Source organism: Streptomyces iakyrus, from assembly GCF_000717055.1.
GTDB lineage: Bacteria > Actinomycetota > Actinomycetes > Streptomycetales > Streptomycetaceae > Streptomyces > Streptomyces iakyrus.
In genome coordinates, this window is record NZ_JNXI01000002.1 from 208,398 (window position 1) to 221,766 (window position 13,369).

Below are 13,369 nucleotides of genomic sequence, written 5' to 3' on the forward strand. Positions count from 1 at the left end.
ACCGGCCGGGCGACACCCGCTCGCCATCCGCCCCTATCGCGCGAAGGAATCCATGAACAGCTTGCCGATCTGGCTCCTGCAGGTCAGCCGGACAGAGCAGATCACCCCACATATGGCACGCATCACTCTCACCGGCGACGATGTCGGGGGCTTTTCCCTCACAGAACCCGACCAACAGGTCAAGCTCTACTTCCCGCGCCCCGGCCAGCCGCGACCGGTCCTGCCGGAGGTCACCGAGACCACCGACCTCACGACGTGGTACCAGGCGTTCAGCGCCCTCCCGGAGGACGAGCGGCCGTGGATGCGCAGCTATACGATCCGCGCGCACGATCCGGCCACGAACTCCCTCACCTTCGACTTCGTCCTGCACCGGCACGCCGGACCGGCCACACGGTGGGCGATGGACGCCACGGAGGGCGACTGCCTCGGCGTGTTCGGGCCCAGCGACTACTTCGCGCGCCCCAAGCCGCTGTCCGCATCGCTTGCGGAGGCCGACTGGGTGCTGCTGGCCGGTGACGACGCCGCCATCCCCGGGATGGCGACGATCGTCGAGAGCCTGCCGCCCGGCAAGCGTGCGCTGGCATTCGTCGAGGTCCAGGACTCGGCCGACGAGCAGCCGCTGCGCACCGAGGCCGATCTGACCACGACGTGGCTGCACCGCGGCACGACCGCGCCGGGACACAGCGAGGCGCTGGCCGACGCGCTGCGGGGGGCCGCGCTGCCCGACGGCGACGGGTTCGCCTGGATCGCCGGCGAAGCCGGTCTGGTGCGCCGGATGCGGCGGCACCTGGTGGACGACCGCGGCATGCCCAAGAGCCGGATCGAGTTCTCCGGCTACTGGCGCCTGAAGCTCACCCAGGACGACGCCCCTACCGCGGAGGACCTCGCCGAGGCGCAGGAGCGCCTCGCGGAGGCGCAGGCCCAGGCCTCCTGACCCGCCGTGTTCCCCGACCGGGACGCCGCCGCCGGCGCGTCCCGGTCGTTCCTTTTCCGGCGCGGTCAAGACCGTGAATCACTATCAAGCCAACCGATCAACGCCCCCTGCGGGAGAGCGGAATCTCTTGCTACACTCAACCTCGTCATCGGCATTGATCCGATAATATGCATATGGCGAATCCAGTTGGCTGTGCCGACCGGGCGGCGACACGGTTTCTCGACTCGTCGCCATTTCAACGGGGGTGTTTCCTTTGATGTTGATCATCGCAGGCGATCAGACCCATCCAAGATATCGCGCCCTTTAGCGCGCATTTCGCAGCGAGCGGGCTTCGACTTCTGCATACACGGCCCCCCTGACAGCTGCCATCGCGAAGACCCACCCAACAACGCCGACCGCTGTTCAGCGCTTGGCGACTCAGCGCATGGCCGCGGTCGGCATCCGGCGCCCACCAGCGCTTCGCCGCGTCCGTCGCCGAATCACCTCAACCATGCGGCCTCTGCACGCCCAGAGGCATCACCGACGCCGGAAGAGAGGTTCGTATGCAGCACTCCGTGGACCGCGCTCAGCGAAACCGCCCGCGTACCAGCGCGCCCCTTCGGAGGAACGGAACCGACAGAGGACAGCAAGGCATGGACGTCCTCACGACACGCGTCGGACTGAGAATCCCCGCCGCCCTCACATTCGAACGATGGCAGCATGCCGGTTCGCAGATCTCCCGCATCGTCGACTCCTCGTCCTGGTGCCTCGGCGACTGGCTGGTGTACGGACAGGAGGAGTTCTCCGACCGGTATCTACGGGCGATCGAGGCCTGCGGCCTCGACTACCAGACGCTGCGCAACTACGCATGGGTCGCCCGCAAGTTCGAACTGAGCCGCCGGCGTGAGACGCTGAGCTTCCAGCACCACGCCGAAGTGAGTTCGCTGCCGCCCTGCGAACAGGACAAGTGGCTGGACCTGGCCGACGAGTTCAACTGGTCACGCAACGAACTGCGCCGCAACATCCGCTCCCACCGGCAGAGAGAAGGCAAGGGCGAACCGCCGAAGGACTACCTGCCCAAGCTCAGCGCCCCGGCCGAGCGGGTGCAGCGGTGGCGGAAGGCCGCCGAACTCTCCGGTGACAAGTTCGAGCAGTGGGTGCTCCGGGCTCTCGACGAGGCGGCGCTGGCCAGCCTTCCCGGGTGACAGCCGCCAGGGCGGGGGAGGCAGGCGCCCACCTGCCTCCCCCGCCCTCGTCTGCCCTACTTCCAGGCGCGCAGTACTCCGTGCGGCGTCCACGTCTCGCCCGGCAGCCGTTCGACCCGCTGGAACCCGGCTCCGCGCAGCCACTCCTCGTACTGCCCCCAGTGGTAAAGGGTGCTGTCCGGCGCCGGCAACGTGGCGAAGTAGACGTTGTCGAGCGCGGCGTACAGCGGCCCGTCCCCTGTGTCGTCGGAGAACGCGTTGAAGATGAGTACCTGCCCGCCCGGCGGCAGGCAGTCGAACGCCTTGCGCAGCAGGGCCGCGTTCTGCTCGGGCGACCAGATGACGAGCTGGTTGGCGAACAACACACAGTCGTGTCCCGACGGGAACTCGTCGGCGAAGATGTCCCCCGCCCGTACGGAGATTCGGCCGTCCAGATCGTGCTCGGCGATTTTCCGGCTCGCGATGTCGAGCGCGCCGGGCATGTCGACCACCGTGAAGGACGTCTTCGGGTACGCCTCCGCCAGCGCGATCGCGTTCACCCCGTCGCCGCCGCCGACGTCCAGCACCCGGGACACCCCGCTCAGATCCGCCCGGTCCACCAGGACCGGGTTGGACAGGCGCGACCACGAGCGCATGCAGCGGTAGAACAGCGCCTCCAGTTCCGGCTGAGACGCCAGGCGGTGATACAGGTCGCCGCCCTCGCCCGGGATGCGGCGCAGTCCGACGTTGGTGTTCTCCCGCAGCGCCTCCACCAGGTCGGTGGCGGCCGGCATCGCGATCCGGTCCTCGAATTGCACGATGTCCTCGATGATGCTCCAGGTGCCGTCGGAGAGCATCGAGTCGATCAGCTCGGCGTTGTGATAGCGGCGACTGCTACGGGCGGTCAGACCGAGCGAGGTCGTGCCCAGCAGCAGGATCTGCGCCGCCCGCGGTTCCAGCTTCAACCTGGCGCACACCTGCTCCGCGGTCAGCGGCCCGTCGTGGTAAAGCCGGGTGAACAGGCCGAGTTCGCAGCCGGCGTGCAGCAGGTGGAAGGCGGAGGCGCCGAAGAGGATCCGGGTCAGGTCTTCGTGGTCGACGGGACCGGCCTTGGCCATAGGGGCTCCCTCGTGGGGTCGGTGATGATGGAGTGACAGCGGGACCGGCGGGCAGCCCGCCCTACAGGAGCGACCGCACGGACCACAGCTCCGGGAAGAACCGGTGCCCACTGATCCGCTCCAGCCACGACACGCCGTCCGTGCCGCCGGTGCCGGGTTTGCCCCCGAGCACGCGCTGCACCACCGTCAGATGGGTGTAGCGCCATCGGGCGAAGGATTCGGCGACATCGGTCAGCGCCTCTGCGAGGAGGAACAGCTGGCGGTTGGCGGCGCTGTTCTCGTACACCTCGCGCCAGGCCCGCTCGACACTGTCGTGGGGTTCGTACGGCGTCTCGCACGGGCGCGCCAGCACGGTGTCCGCGACCGGAAGGCCACGGCGGTGCAGCAGGGCCAGCACGGTGTCATAGAGGCTCGGCTCGTGCAGCTGCCGGGACACCTGCTCATGGGTCGACGCGTCTCGGTGCGGCAGCACCATGCTCGGATTCTTGTTCCCCAGCAGGAATTCCAGCCGCCGGTACGAGGCGGACTGGAAACCCGAGGCGGTGCCCAGCACCTCGCGGAACTCGGCGAACTCCCCGGGCGTCATCGCGCTGAAGAAGTCCCACGACGACAACGCCACCTGCTGCACCCGAGCGGCCCGGCGCAGCGCCCACAACGCGGCGTCCACGTCGTCGTCGGCCAGCCGGTCGCGGGCTGTCGTGAATTCGATGTGCAGCAGCTTGAAGAGGAGTTCCATCACTTGGCTCATGATGATGAAGCCGGGCTCCGTGGCCGCCGCCGTGCGGGGATGCTGCAACGCCAGAAGGGCGTCCATCTCCGCGTACTCGGCATACGCCGTCGGGGGCGCGTCCGCCGCCCCGCCGTAGGGGCAGCGCGTCACCACGGCGTCCTCCTGCCCGTCACCCGGTCGCACGGCGACCACCCGGCGTCCCTCCGGGCCCGTGCAGGGTCAGGGCCTTGTGGTACAGCGTCGTCAGCAGGTCGGTGATGCCGTGCGGCCGGGCCCGGTACCGCTCGCCGAAACGGCGGTGGTACTCGGCGAACCAGTCCGCCCGCTCACCGAGGAAGAGGATGTCGTGCACCGCCATCGCCCGCACCGCGACCAGCGGGACCGGTGACCGGCTGACCTTGAAGGCCGGGTTGCGGGCCGCTGGTTCGTCACAGTCCGGATGGAACTGGCCGATCATCAGGCCGCGTTCCACGCTCTCGGTCTTGACCTGCGCATGCGCCTCGTCGAGCAGCACGAACGCATCGGGCGGCAGATCCGGCAGCACGATGAGCAGCGACCGCAGGGTCGGGTTCGACGTCCGCCAGTCGAGCTGCTCGAACTCGTCCAGACCGCAGCGGATGACCTCTTTGATCAACGACAGACTGGCGACGGGACCCACCAGCCGCACCGCCGTCTCGACCGCGTGCACCCGCCGGGCGGGCGCCACGAACGGACACACCGCGCCGGACCGGCCGAGTTGCTCATGGGGCTGGGTGATATAGGAATTCAGCCATTCGTCGACGCTGTCGAGGGCTTTCCCCACGTCGACTGCCAACACATCGATTGACATTATTGTCGATTCCCCTCCGACGACACCATCAAGAAATGGGCGCAGGCGTTCACCGACGTGTCCCGCACCGACTTATTGGCTCGCGAAACCATATCGGCGGCCGGAAAGACGCATCAAGGGAAGCACGGCCGGGCACGCCCCGGCCTGGCGTGCGGAAATGCAGTTGGGTGTCCCGCCGGCGGGACACGGAATGCGCTGGGCGCAATCATGAAAATGCGATGCCCACCATGCCCCGAAACACCTCGGAGAACACGTGCTCTTCCCGGTCGATTCCTGGATCCGCGGCTTCGGCCTCGCGCCTGCCGCGCCCGTGCGGCTCCTGTGCTTCCCCCACGCCGGCGGCACCGCGGCCTACTACCGTCCGTGGGCGGCGGCGCTCGCTCCGGACACCGACATCCTCGCCGTGCAGTACCCGGGCCGACAAGAACGCTTCCAGGAGCGGCTCGTCGACACTGTCGGCGAGCTGGCCGACAGTGTGGCCGACGCGGTGGGTCCGCTCCTGCACCAGCCCCTGTCCTTCTTCGGGCACAGCATGGGAGCCGCCGTGGCCTACGAGGTGGCGCTCCGGCTCCAGGCCCGCGGCCACCGGCTGCGGACCCTCTTCGTCTCCGGCCAGAGCACTCCCTCGGCCCGCCGCGACCGCGGAGTCCACTCCCTGCCCGACGGCCTGCTGGCCGCGGAACTGGAGCGCCTGGGCGCGACGGACCCGGCCATCCTCGCCGACCGTGAACTGCTCGGCGTCCTGCTGCCCGTCATCCGGGCCGACTACCGGGCCATCGAGACGTACCGCCGGAGCGACGAGCCCGCCCTCGACTGCCCGATCGTGACCCTCACCGGTACCGCCGACCCGTACGTGCGACCCTCGGAGGCGGCCGCCTGGGCCGGCCTCACACGCCACGACTTCGCGTTCCACGAACTGCCCGGCGACCACTTCTTCCTGGAGGCGCAGCGCGACCGCGTGTGCGAGATCCTGCGCAGGCACCTCGTCCCCTCCCCCACGGCGGACCGCCGCTGAGGCCGGCGGCGGCACGCACGGGGGCGGGCGGATCAGGCGCCGACGTAGGCGGCCAGGTGTTCGCCGGTGAGGGTGGGGCGGGCGGCGACGAGGTCGGCCGGGGTGCCCTCGAAGACGATCCGGCCGCCGTCGTGTCCGGCGCCGGGGCCAAGGTCGATGATCCAGTCCGCGTGCGCCATCACCGCCTGGTGGTGCTCAATGACGATGACCGACTTGCCGGAGTCGACCAGCCGGTCCAGCAGCCCGAGCAACTGCTCGACGTCGGCGAGGTGCAGACCTGTGGTCGGCTCGTCCAGGACGTAGATCCCGCCCTTGTCCGCCATGTGCGTGGCCAGCTTCAGCCGCTGCCGCTCACCGCCGGAGAGCGTCGTCAACGGCTGCCCCAGGGTCAGGTAGCCGAGCCCGACGTCAGCGAGCCGGCCGAGGATGGCATGGGCGGCGGGGACGCGCGCCTCACCTGCACGGAAGAACTCCTCCGCCTCTGTCACCGGCATCGCCAGCACCTCGCTGATGTCCCGCCCGCCGAGCCGGTACTCCAGCACCGCGGCCTGGAACCGCTTGCCCCCGCACTCCTCGCAGGTGGTGGCGACTCCGGCCATCATCGCCAGGTCGGTGTAGATCACCCCGGCGCCGTTGCAGGTGGGGCAGGCGCCCTCGGAGTTGGCGCTGAACAGGGCGGGCTTGACGCCGTTGGCCTTGGCGAAGGCCTTGCGGATCGGCTCCAGCAGACCGGTGTAGGTGGCCGGATTGCTGCGCCGTGAGCCGCGGATGGGCGCCTGGTCGACCGACACCACACCCGCGCCGGCCGGGATCGACCCGTGCAGCAGCGAACTCTTGCCGGACCCGGCTACCCCGGTCACCACGGTCAGCACCCCGAGCGGGACGTCGACGTCGACACCGCGGAGGTTGTTCGCCCGCGCCCCGCGGATCTCCAGCGCACCGTCCGGCTTGCGCACCGACTCCTTCAGCGACGCCCGGTCGTCGACGTGACGGCCGGTCAGCGTGCCGCTGGCCCGCAGCCCTTCGACGCTGCCCTCGAAGCAGACGGTGCCACCGGCCGTCCCGGCGCCGGGCCCCAGATCTATCACATGGTCCGCGATGGCGATGACTTCGGGCTTGTGCTCCACCACGAGCACGGTGTTGCCCTTGTCCCGCAGCCGCAGCAGCAGGCCGTTCATCCGCTGGATGTCATGGGGGTGCAGACCTGTGCTGGGCTCGTCGAAGACATAGGTGACGTCGGTGAGCGAGGAGCCGAGATGGCGCACCATCTTCACGCGCTGCGCCTCACCGCCCGACAGCGTGCCCGCGGGCCGCTCCAGCGACAGATAGCCGAGCCCGATCTCGACGAACGAGTCGAGGGTCTGCCGCAGTGTCGCCAGCAGAGGTGCCACCGACGGCTCGTCCAGTCCGCGCACCCACTCGGCCAGGTCCCGGACCTCCATTGCGCACGCGTCGGCGATGTTGATCCCCTTGATCCTGGACGCCCGGGCCGCCTCGCCCAGCCGGGTCCCGTCGCAGCCGGGGCAGGTGACGAAGGTGACCGCCCGGTCCACGAACGCCCGGACGTGCGGCTGCAACCCGTCCTTGTCCTTGGCGAGCATCGACCTGCGCACCTTGGGGATCAGTCCCTCGTAGGTGACGTTGATGGCGTCGACCTTCACCTTGGTCGGCTCGCGGTGCAGGAAGTCGTGCAGTTCCGTCTCGGTGTAGTCGCGGACCGGCTTGTCGGGGTCGACGAAACCCGACCCGGCGAAGATCCGCACGAACCAGCTGCCCGCCTTGTAGCCGGGGACGGTGATCGCGCCCTCGTTGAGCGACTTGGTCTCGTCGTAGAACTGCGTCAGATCGAGGTCGGTCACATGGCCCGTGCCCTCGCACCGGGGACACGCGCCGGCAGGCTGGTTGAAGCTGTAGTGGAACGGAGGCCCGGCGCTCGGCTCGCCGAGCCGGCTGAAGACGATCCGCAGCATGGCGTTGGCGTCGGTCGCGGTGCCGACGGTGGAGCGTGCGTTGGCGCCCATCCGCTCCTGGTCGACGATGATCGCCGTGGTCAGCCCCTCCAGCACGTCTACCTCAGGCCGCGCCAGCGTCGGCATGAAGGTCTGTAAGAAGGCGCTGTATGTCTCGTTGATCAGCCGCTGCGACTCCGCGGCGATCGTGTCGAACACCAGTGAACTCTTGCCGGATCCGGAGACGCCGGTCAGCACCGTCAGCCGCCGCTTCGGGATCTCGACGCTGACGTCCTTGAGGTTGTTCACCCGCGCGCCCTGCACGCGGATCGTGTCGTGACTGTCGGCGATACGACGCGGCGCGCCCGGCGTCGTGTCCGTCCTCGCGACCATGCTCATTCCTGTCTCCCTCTGTCCCGGCCGGGCCGCCGTCACGGCCTCATCCCCCGTTCGCTCGAAACGATCTAACCAGTTCTCAGAAGAGCGCGCCGAAAGGGAAGTTGCGATGCGCTGGGCTCGCTGGTGGCAGGTGGAAACACAACGGCCAAGTGGATCGTGTCCCGCCGAGTGGAGCGGGTCGAGCGCCTCAAACGCGCGGGTGTCTGCCCGGGGCATGCATCCGCTGTCGTTGAATGCTCCCCGAACAAGGACAGGTCATCGCGAGTCTTTCTGGTGAAAAGGCAGTTCGACCGGATGAGCGCTGGATGACCGTGTCTCAGTCTGACTTGATGCGGCTGCTGGAGTCACTGCGTACGGCCGACGGTGTTGCGGCGGGCGCGGGCCCGTGAGCGGGTGCCGGTGCCCGGACGGCGTCCAGGACGAAGCCGCTGCGGACCCGGGCCGGCATGCGGTTCAGCGGGATCCGCAGGTCCTGGTCGGGCACGTCGTACGTGAGCAGGGCCAGCCGTGGCCCGAGGGTGCGCAGCAGGGCGATCGTGACGTCCTCGCCGGGGCAGCGGTGCCCGGTGTCGCGGTCGCCGCCGCCCTGGGGGATCAGTTCGTCGGCCCGGGGCGGCCGCTGGAGGAAGCGCTGCGGTTCGAAGGTGTACGGGTCGTCCCAGAGGGCGGGATCGTGGTTCTGCCCGTAGAGGTCGAGCAGGATCAGCGTGCCGGACCGGATCGGTTCGCCCTGCCACTCCAGATCGGTGGCGGCCCGGCCGCCGACGAAGGGCGCGAAGGGGTAGAAGCGCCGCAGCTCGTGGGCGAACGCCACGGCGTAGGCGGGATCGTCGCCGGTCAGGCGGTCCCGCAGATCGGGCCTGAGGCGCAGCGCGTGAGCTGCGTAGGTGACGAACCAGCACACCGCGGCCGTCGGGCGGATGACGTTGAGCAGTTCGACCGCGGTCGTGTGCGGATCGAGGAGCCGGCCGTCGGCGTCCCGGTGCCGGACGATCCCCTCCAGCGCCGACCCGGCCGGCGCGGTCGCGGCCCCGGCCCGTACGTCCTCGACCAGGCGTCCCAGCCAGGCCTCGCAGCGGGCCCGTGCCCGGCGGGCCCGCCAGTGGCGCGGGCCGGGGCTGGCGAAACCGTCGACCATGGCGACGAGGTCCCGGGCCAGGGGGCCGGCGTCCTCGACGGCGATTCCGGCCCACTGGCACACGCCCCGGGCCAGGACGCGGCTCGTCTCGTCGAACAGCACGACCCGGCGGCCGGACCACGACTCCACCGCCTCGTCCCACTCCGCGGCGACGCGGTCCACCAGACCGGCGACCGCCTCCGCCCCGGTGAGCAGGGAGACGAACATCCCCTTGCGTACGCGGTGCTCCGGCCCGTCCAGGGTGTGCACGGCTCCGTGCCCGAAGAGCGTGCTCAGTACCGGCCCGGGCAGTGCCGCCCGGCGCTCCACGTGCCGCTCGTCGTAGAAGAACCGCACGGCGTCGGGGCCGTGCAGGACGACCACCGGCTGCCCCATGAGCCGGGTGCGTACGAGCGGAGCGGCGGTGCGGCGCCTCCGGTCGGGCAGCCATGCGTATCCCTTGGCCAGGAGGGCGAGTGAGCTGTCGGCGACAGGTGCACGGAGACGGGGATCCATGGCGCGGCGAGTGCCCACCGGACCCGCCGGGAAACCGGGGGCACGCACGGGCACCCCTGCGGCCCGCGGCGGGGCGGCTGAGCAGGGCAGCCGCCGGACAGTGCCCGGTTTGCCCCCGGTGGCGACGGGGACCCGGCGGAGCATGAGCGCACCCCCACGCCGCCGCCTGCTGCGGCAGAACCGGATCCTGTGGCTGCTGGACCGCCTGGAGCGGGAGCCCAGGGCCGACGCGCTGATCGACACGCTCCGCAAGGGCGTGCGGGCCCTTCCCCTGGGGCGTGGCCGGGATTTGCTGCACGGCAGGTGGCTGGGGCACCCGGTGCATCCGCTGATGGTGCAGGTGCCCATCGGATCCTGGCTGTCGGCGGCCGTGCTGGACCTGCGCCCCGGCCGCTCGCGCGAGTCGGGGCTGCTGGTCGGGGTCGGGCTGGGCGCCGCGGCCCCCGCGGCCGTGGCCGGCTGGGTGGACTGGGCGGAGCTGCACCACCCCCAGCAGCGGGTCGGGCTGGTGCACGCCCTGTCGAACACTGCGGCCGTCGGCCTGTACGCCGCCTCGCTCGTCAGCCGCGTCAAGGGACGCGAGGGGGCGGGCCGGGCCTACGGCTTCCTGGGGCTGACGGCCGTCGGGGTCGGGGGCATGCTGGGCGGCCACCTGGCCTACCGGCAGGCCTCCGGCGCCAATCACGCCGAGGAGGTCACGCACGTCGTCTCCGCGGGCTGGCACCCGGTCGGAAGCGTCGACGAGTTCCCCGCCGGTGAGCCGGTGCGGCGCAGCGTGGACGACGTGCCCGTGCTGGTGGTGCGCGAGTCCGGCGGGGCGGTCCACGCGCTGGCCGAGCGGTGCAGCCATCTCGCGGGGCCGCTGTCCGAGGGCACCGTCGAGGACGGGTGTGTGCGGTGCCCGTGGCACGGCAGCGTGTTCCGGCTGTCCGACGGCTGGAACGTACGCGGACCGGCCACCGCCCCCCAGCCCTCCTTCGAGACGCGGATCACCGGCGGGCACGTCGAGGTGCGGCTGCGCCACCAGAACGGCGGAGAGCCGGCCCCACAGGGCACGACGACACGATCGGGGGCTGCCCATGGGCACGGCGACCATGACTGACAGCCGCCTCGCGCACCGGCTGCACGGAGCGCTCCGGCGCACCCGCCGGGACTACGCGGCGGGGCACGACCGCCCGCTGGGCGGCTATCTCGCGGCCATGGCCGGATTCGCGGCCTGCACGGCGGCCTGGACCACGGCCGTACGGCGCAGCGGGCGCCCGCTGCCCGACCGGCCCGAGCCGTGGGACGTGGTCCTGATGTCGGTGGCCACGTTCCGGCTGAGCCGGCTGCTGAGCAAGGCCTCGGTGACCAGCCCGCTGCGGGCTCCCTTCACCCGGTACGTCGGGCCGCAGGGCCCCGCCGAACTGCACGAGGAGGCGCAGTCCGAGCAGGGGAAGCACACCGTCGGCGAACTCGCGACCTGCCCGTTCTGCGTGAGCGTCTGGGTGGCGTCGGGCCTGACCGCCGGCCGGCTGCTCTGGCCGCGCGCCACCCGGACGGCCATGGGCACGCTCACCGCCCTGGCCGGGGCGGACGCGCTGCAACTGGCGTACGGCGCCCTGGTGGACAAGGCGACGGGCGACTGACCGCGCACCGGAGACCCCCTGGGCGCCTTCACCCTCACACACCCCGAGGACCGGATGAATCCGGACGCGGCACCCCCCTGTCAAGGCAGTATTAGGTTAGGCTAACCTTCGCCGCGTGAGATCTGGTGAAGAAACGGCCGGCGGACTGCGTCTGCGCGGGCATCAGCTGTCGGCCACGGGCGTGACCGTGTCGTACGACGGCACGGACGTCGTACACGACGCGGCGATCGTGCTGCGGCCCGGCGAGGTGACCGTCCTGGTCGGTCCCAACGGCAGCGGGAAGTCGACGCTGCTGCGGACCATCGCCCGGCTCCAGCGGGCCCGCCGGGCCGAGATCGGTATCGACGGCGACACCGACGGCCTCGCCCTGTCCGCCCGGGAGTTCGCCCGGTACGTGGCCCTGCTGACCCAGGGGCGTCCCACACCGAGCGGGCTGACCGTGCGGGATCTCGTCGAGTTCGGCCGCTACCCGTACCGGGGCCGCTTCGGCCGGCCGGATCCGGACGCGCCCGCCGCCGTCGAACGGGCGCTGGCGCTGACCGGGGTGACGGACCTGGCCGAGCGCGGCGCCGACCACCTCTCCGGGGGGCAGTTGCAGCGCGTGTGGCTCGCGAGCTGCCTCGCCCAGGAGACCGGCGTCCTGCTGCTGGACGAGCCGACGACCTATCTCGACCTGCGCTACCAGATCGAACTCCTCGACCTCGTCCGCGACCTGGCGGACGACCACGGGATCGCCGTCGGGGTCGTGCTGCACGACCTCGACCAGGCAGCGGCCATCGCCGACCGGATCACGCTGCTCGAAGCGGGCCGCATCGTCGCCGACGGCCGGCCCGAGGAGATCCTGACCCCGGAGCGGCTGACCGCCGTCTACGGCATCCGGATCGACGTCGACACAGACCCCCACACCGGCCGGATTCGGACCCGTCCGATCGGCCGGCACCACACCCGCTCCAACCGAAGCGAAAGGCTCGGCACCACCTCATGAGACGTCTCCTGCTCACCGCGGCCACCACCACCGCCGCGGCGCTCACCCTCGCCGCCTGCGGCACCACCGAGCCGGCCGCCGACAGCGCGAAGAAGAAGACCTCCGAGGCCATCAGCCTCACCGACTCCACCGGCGCCAAGGTGAAGCTGGACGGCCCCGCCAAGAAGGTCGTCGCCACCGAGTGGAACGAGGTCGAGAGCCTCATCACCCTCGGCGTCGACCCGGTCGGCGTCGCCGACGTCAAGGGCTACAAGACCTGGGACACCGCCGTCCCGCTGAAGAACGAGCCGAAGGACATCGGCACCCGCGGCGAGCCCAGCATGGACACCATCGCCTCGCTCGGCCCCGACCTGATCGTGGCCAGCTCCGACCTGCCGGACGCGGCCGTGAAGCAGCTGCGGAAGATAGCCCCGGTCCTGGAGATCAAGTCGGCGGACGCCTCCGACCAGATCGGGCAGATGTTCACCAACCTCGACCTCATCGCCAAGGCCACCGGCACCACCGACAAGGCCGAGGCCGCGCGCAAGAGCTTCGAGGCCAAGGTCGCCGAGGGCAAGAAGACCCTCGCCGACGCGAAGCTCGCCGGCACCGACGTCGCCTTCGCCGACGGCTACGTGACGTCGAACCAGGTCTCCCTGCGCCCCTACACCAGCGGCTCCCTCATCGGCGCCGTCAACGAGCAGCTCGGCCTGAAGAACGCCTGGAAGGTCAAGGGCGACCCGGCCTACGGCCTCGGCACCACCGACGTGGAGGGCCTCACCGCCCTGCCGAAGGACGTGCAGTTCGCCTACATCGGCAACGACGGCGACAAGTCCAGCAACCCGTTCTCCGGCCAGCTCAAGAAGAACGCGGTGTGGACCTCCCTGCCGTTCGTGAAGGCGGACCGGGTGCACCGGCTGCCCGACGGCATCTGGATGTTCGGCGGTCCCGAGTCGATGGAGGCGTACATCGACGCCCTCGTCGGCGCGCTGAAGAAGTAGCGGGGC

The 13,369-nt window shown here is 70.6% G+C and carries 12 protein-coding genes; 7 read left to right on the forward strand and 5 right to left on the reverse strand.

The window, feature by feature from the left end; translation table 11 throughout:
* Positions 1-52 precede the first annotated feature (52 nt).
* Entirely contained in the window at positions 53-934 is an 882-nt protein-coding gene (locus OO68_RS03490; RefSeq protein WP_033306596.1) for a siderophore-interacting protein, read from the forward strand.
* A 632-nt stretch (positions 935-1,566) separates the two neighbouring features.
* Entirely contained in the window at positions 1,567-2,118 is a 552-nt protein-coding gene (locus tag OO68_RS03495; protein ID WP_051814374.1) for an LmbU family transcriptional regulator, read from the forward strand.
* Positions 2,119-2,174: 56 nt separating this feature from the next.
* On the opposite strand, the gene OO68_RS03500 is transcribed toward OO68_RS03495, so the two are convergent.
* The 3 genes from OO68_RS03500 to OO68_RS03510 all read right to left on the reverse strand — a co-directional run bounded on the left by OO68_RS03500 (position 2,175) and on the right by OO68_RS03510 (position 4,759).
* A complete protein-coding gene (locus OO68_RS03500; RefSeq protein ID WP_033306597.1) occupies positions 2,175-3,215 on the reverse strand; it encodes a methyltransferase in 1,041 nt (346 codons plus the stop codon).
* A gap of 61 nt (positions 3,216-3,276) precedes the next feature.
* Complete coding sequence (locus tag OO68_RS03505; protein ID WP_063739294.1) at positions 3,277-4,128, reverse strand: tryptophan 2,3-dioxygenase; 852 nt, start codon at positions 4,126-4,128, stop codon at positions 3,277-3,279.
* A complete protein-coding gene (locus OO68_RS03510) occupies positions 4,115-4,759 on the reverse strand; it encodes a DUF6875 domain-containing protein (protein WP_157852670.1) in 645 nt (214 codons plus the stop codon). Before OO68_RS03510 ends, OO68_RS03505 begins: the two co-directional genes overlap by 14 nt.
* Positions 4,760-5,027: 268 nt before the next feature.
* On the opposite strand from OO68_RS03510, the gene OO68_RS03515 reads away from it, so the two are divergent.
* The gene (locus OO68_RS03515; protein WP_033306598.1) at positions 5,028-5,789 is read left to right on the forward strand and encodes a thioesterase II family protein; all 762 of its coding nucleotides are present in this window, start codon (positions 5,028-5,030) and stop codon (positions 5,787-5,789) included.
* 32 nt (positions 5,790-5,821) lie between these two features.
* Here OO68_RS03515 and OO68_RS03520 read toward each other — a convergent pair whose 3' ends face one another.
* A complete protein-coding gene (locus OO68_RS03520; protein ID WP_033306599.1) occupies positions 5,822-8,137 on the reverse strand; it encodes an ATP-binding cassette domain-containing protein in 2,316 nt (771 codons plus the stop codon).
* 316 nt (positions 8,138-8,453) lie between these two features.
* Complete coding sequence (locus tag OO68_RS03525) at positions 8,454-9,770, reverse strand: cytochrome P450 (protein ID WP_078625159.1); 1,317 nt, start codon at positions 9,768-9,770, stop codon at positions 8,454-8,456.
* Positions 9,771-9,912: 142 nt separating this feature from the next.
* Between OO68_RS03525 and OO68_RS03530 the strand changes: the two genes are divergently transcribed.
* The 4 genes from OO68_RS03530 to OO68_RS03545 all read left to right on the forward strand — a co-directional run bounded on the left by OO68_RS03530 (position 9,913) and on the right by OO68_RS03545 (position 13,363).
* Positions 9,913-10,872, forward strand: coding sequence for a Rieske (2Fe-2S) protein (locus OO68_RS03530; RefSeq protein ID WP_209442537.1), 960 nt, complete (start codon positions 9,913-9,915; stop codon positions 10,870-10,872).
* Positions 10,865-11,398, forward strand: a complete 534-nt coding sequence (locus tag OO68_RS03535) for a DUF1360 domain-containing protein (RefSeq protein WP_033306600.1) — start codon at positions 10,865-10,867, stop codon at positions 11,396-11,398. Before OO68_RS03530 ends, OO68_RS03535 begins: the two co-directional genes overlap by 8 nt.
* A gap of 115 nt (positions 11,399-11,513) precedes the next feature.
* Positions 11,514-12,383, forward strand: coding sequence for an ABC transporter ATP-binding protein (locus tag OO68_RS03540; protein ID WP_033306601.1), 870 nt, complete (start codon positions 11,514-11,516; stop codon positions 12,381-12,383).
* Positions 12,380-13,363 (forward strand): ABC transporter substrate-binding protein, encoded by a 984-nt coding sequence (locus OO68_RS03545; RefSeq protein WP_033306602.1) that lies wholly within the window; start codon positions 12,380-12,382, stop codon positions 13,361-13,363. The genes OO68_RS03540 and OO68_RS03545 overlap by 4 nt, the downstream gene beginning before the upstream one ends.
* Positions 13,364-13,369: the final 6 nt, after the last annotated feature.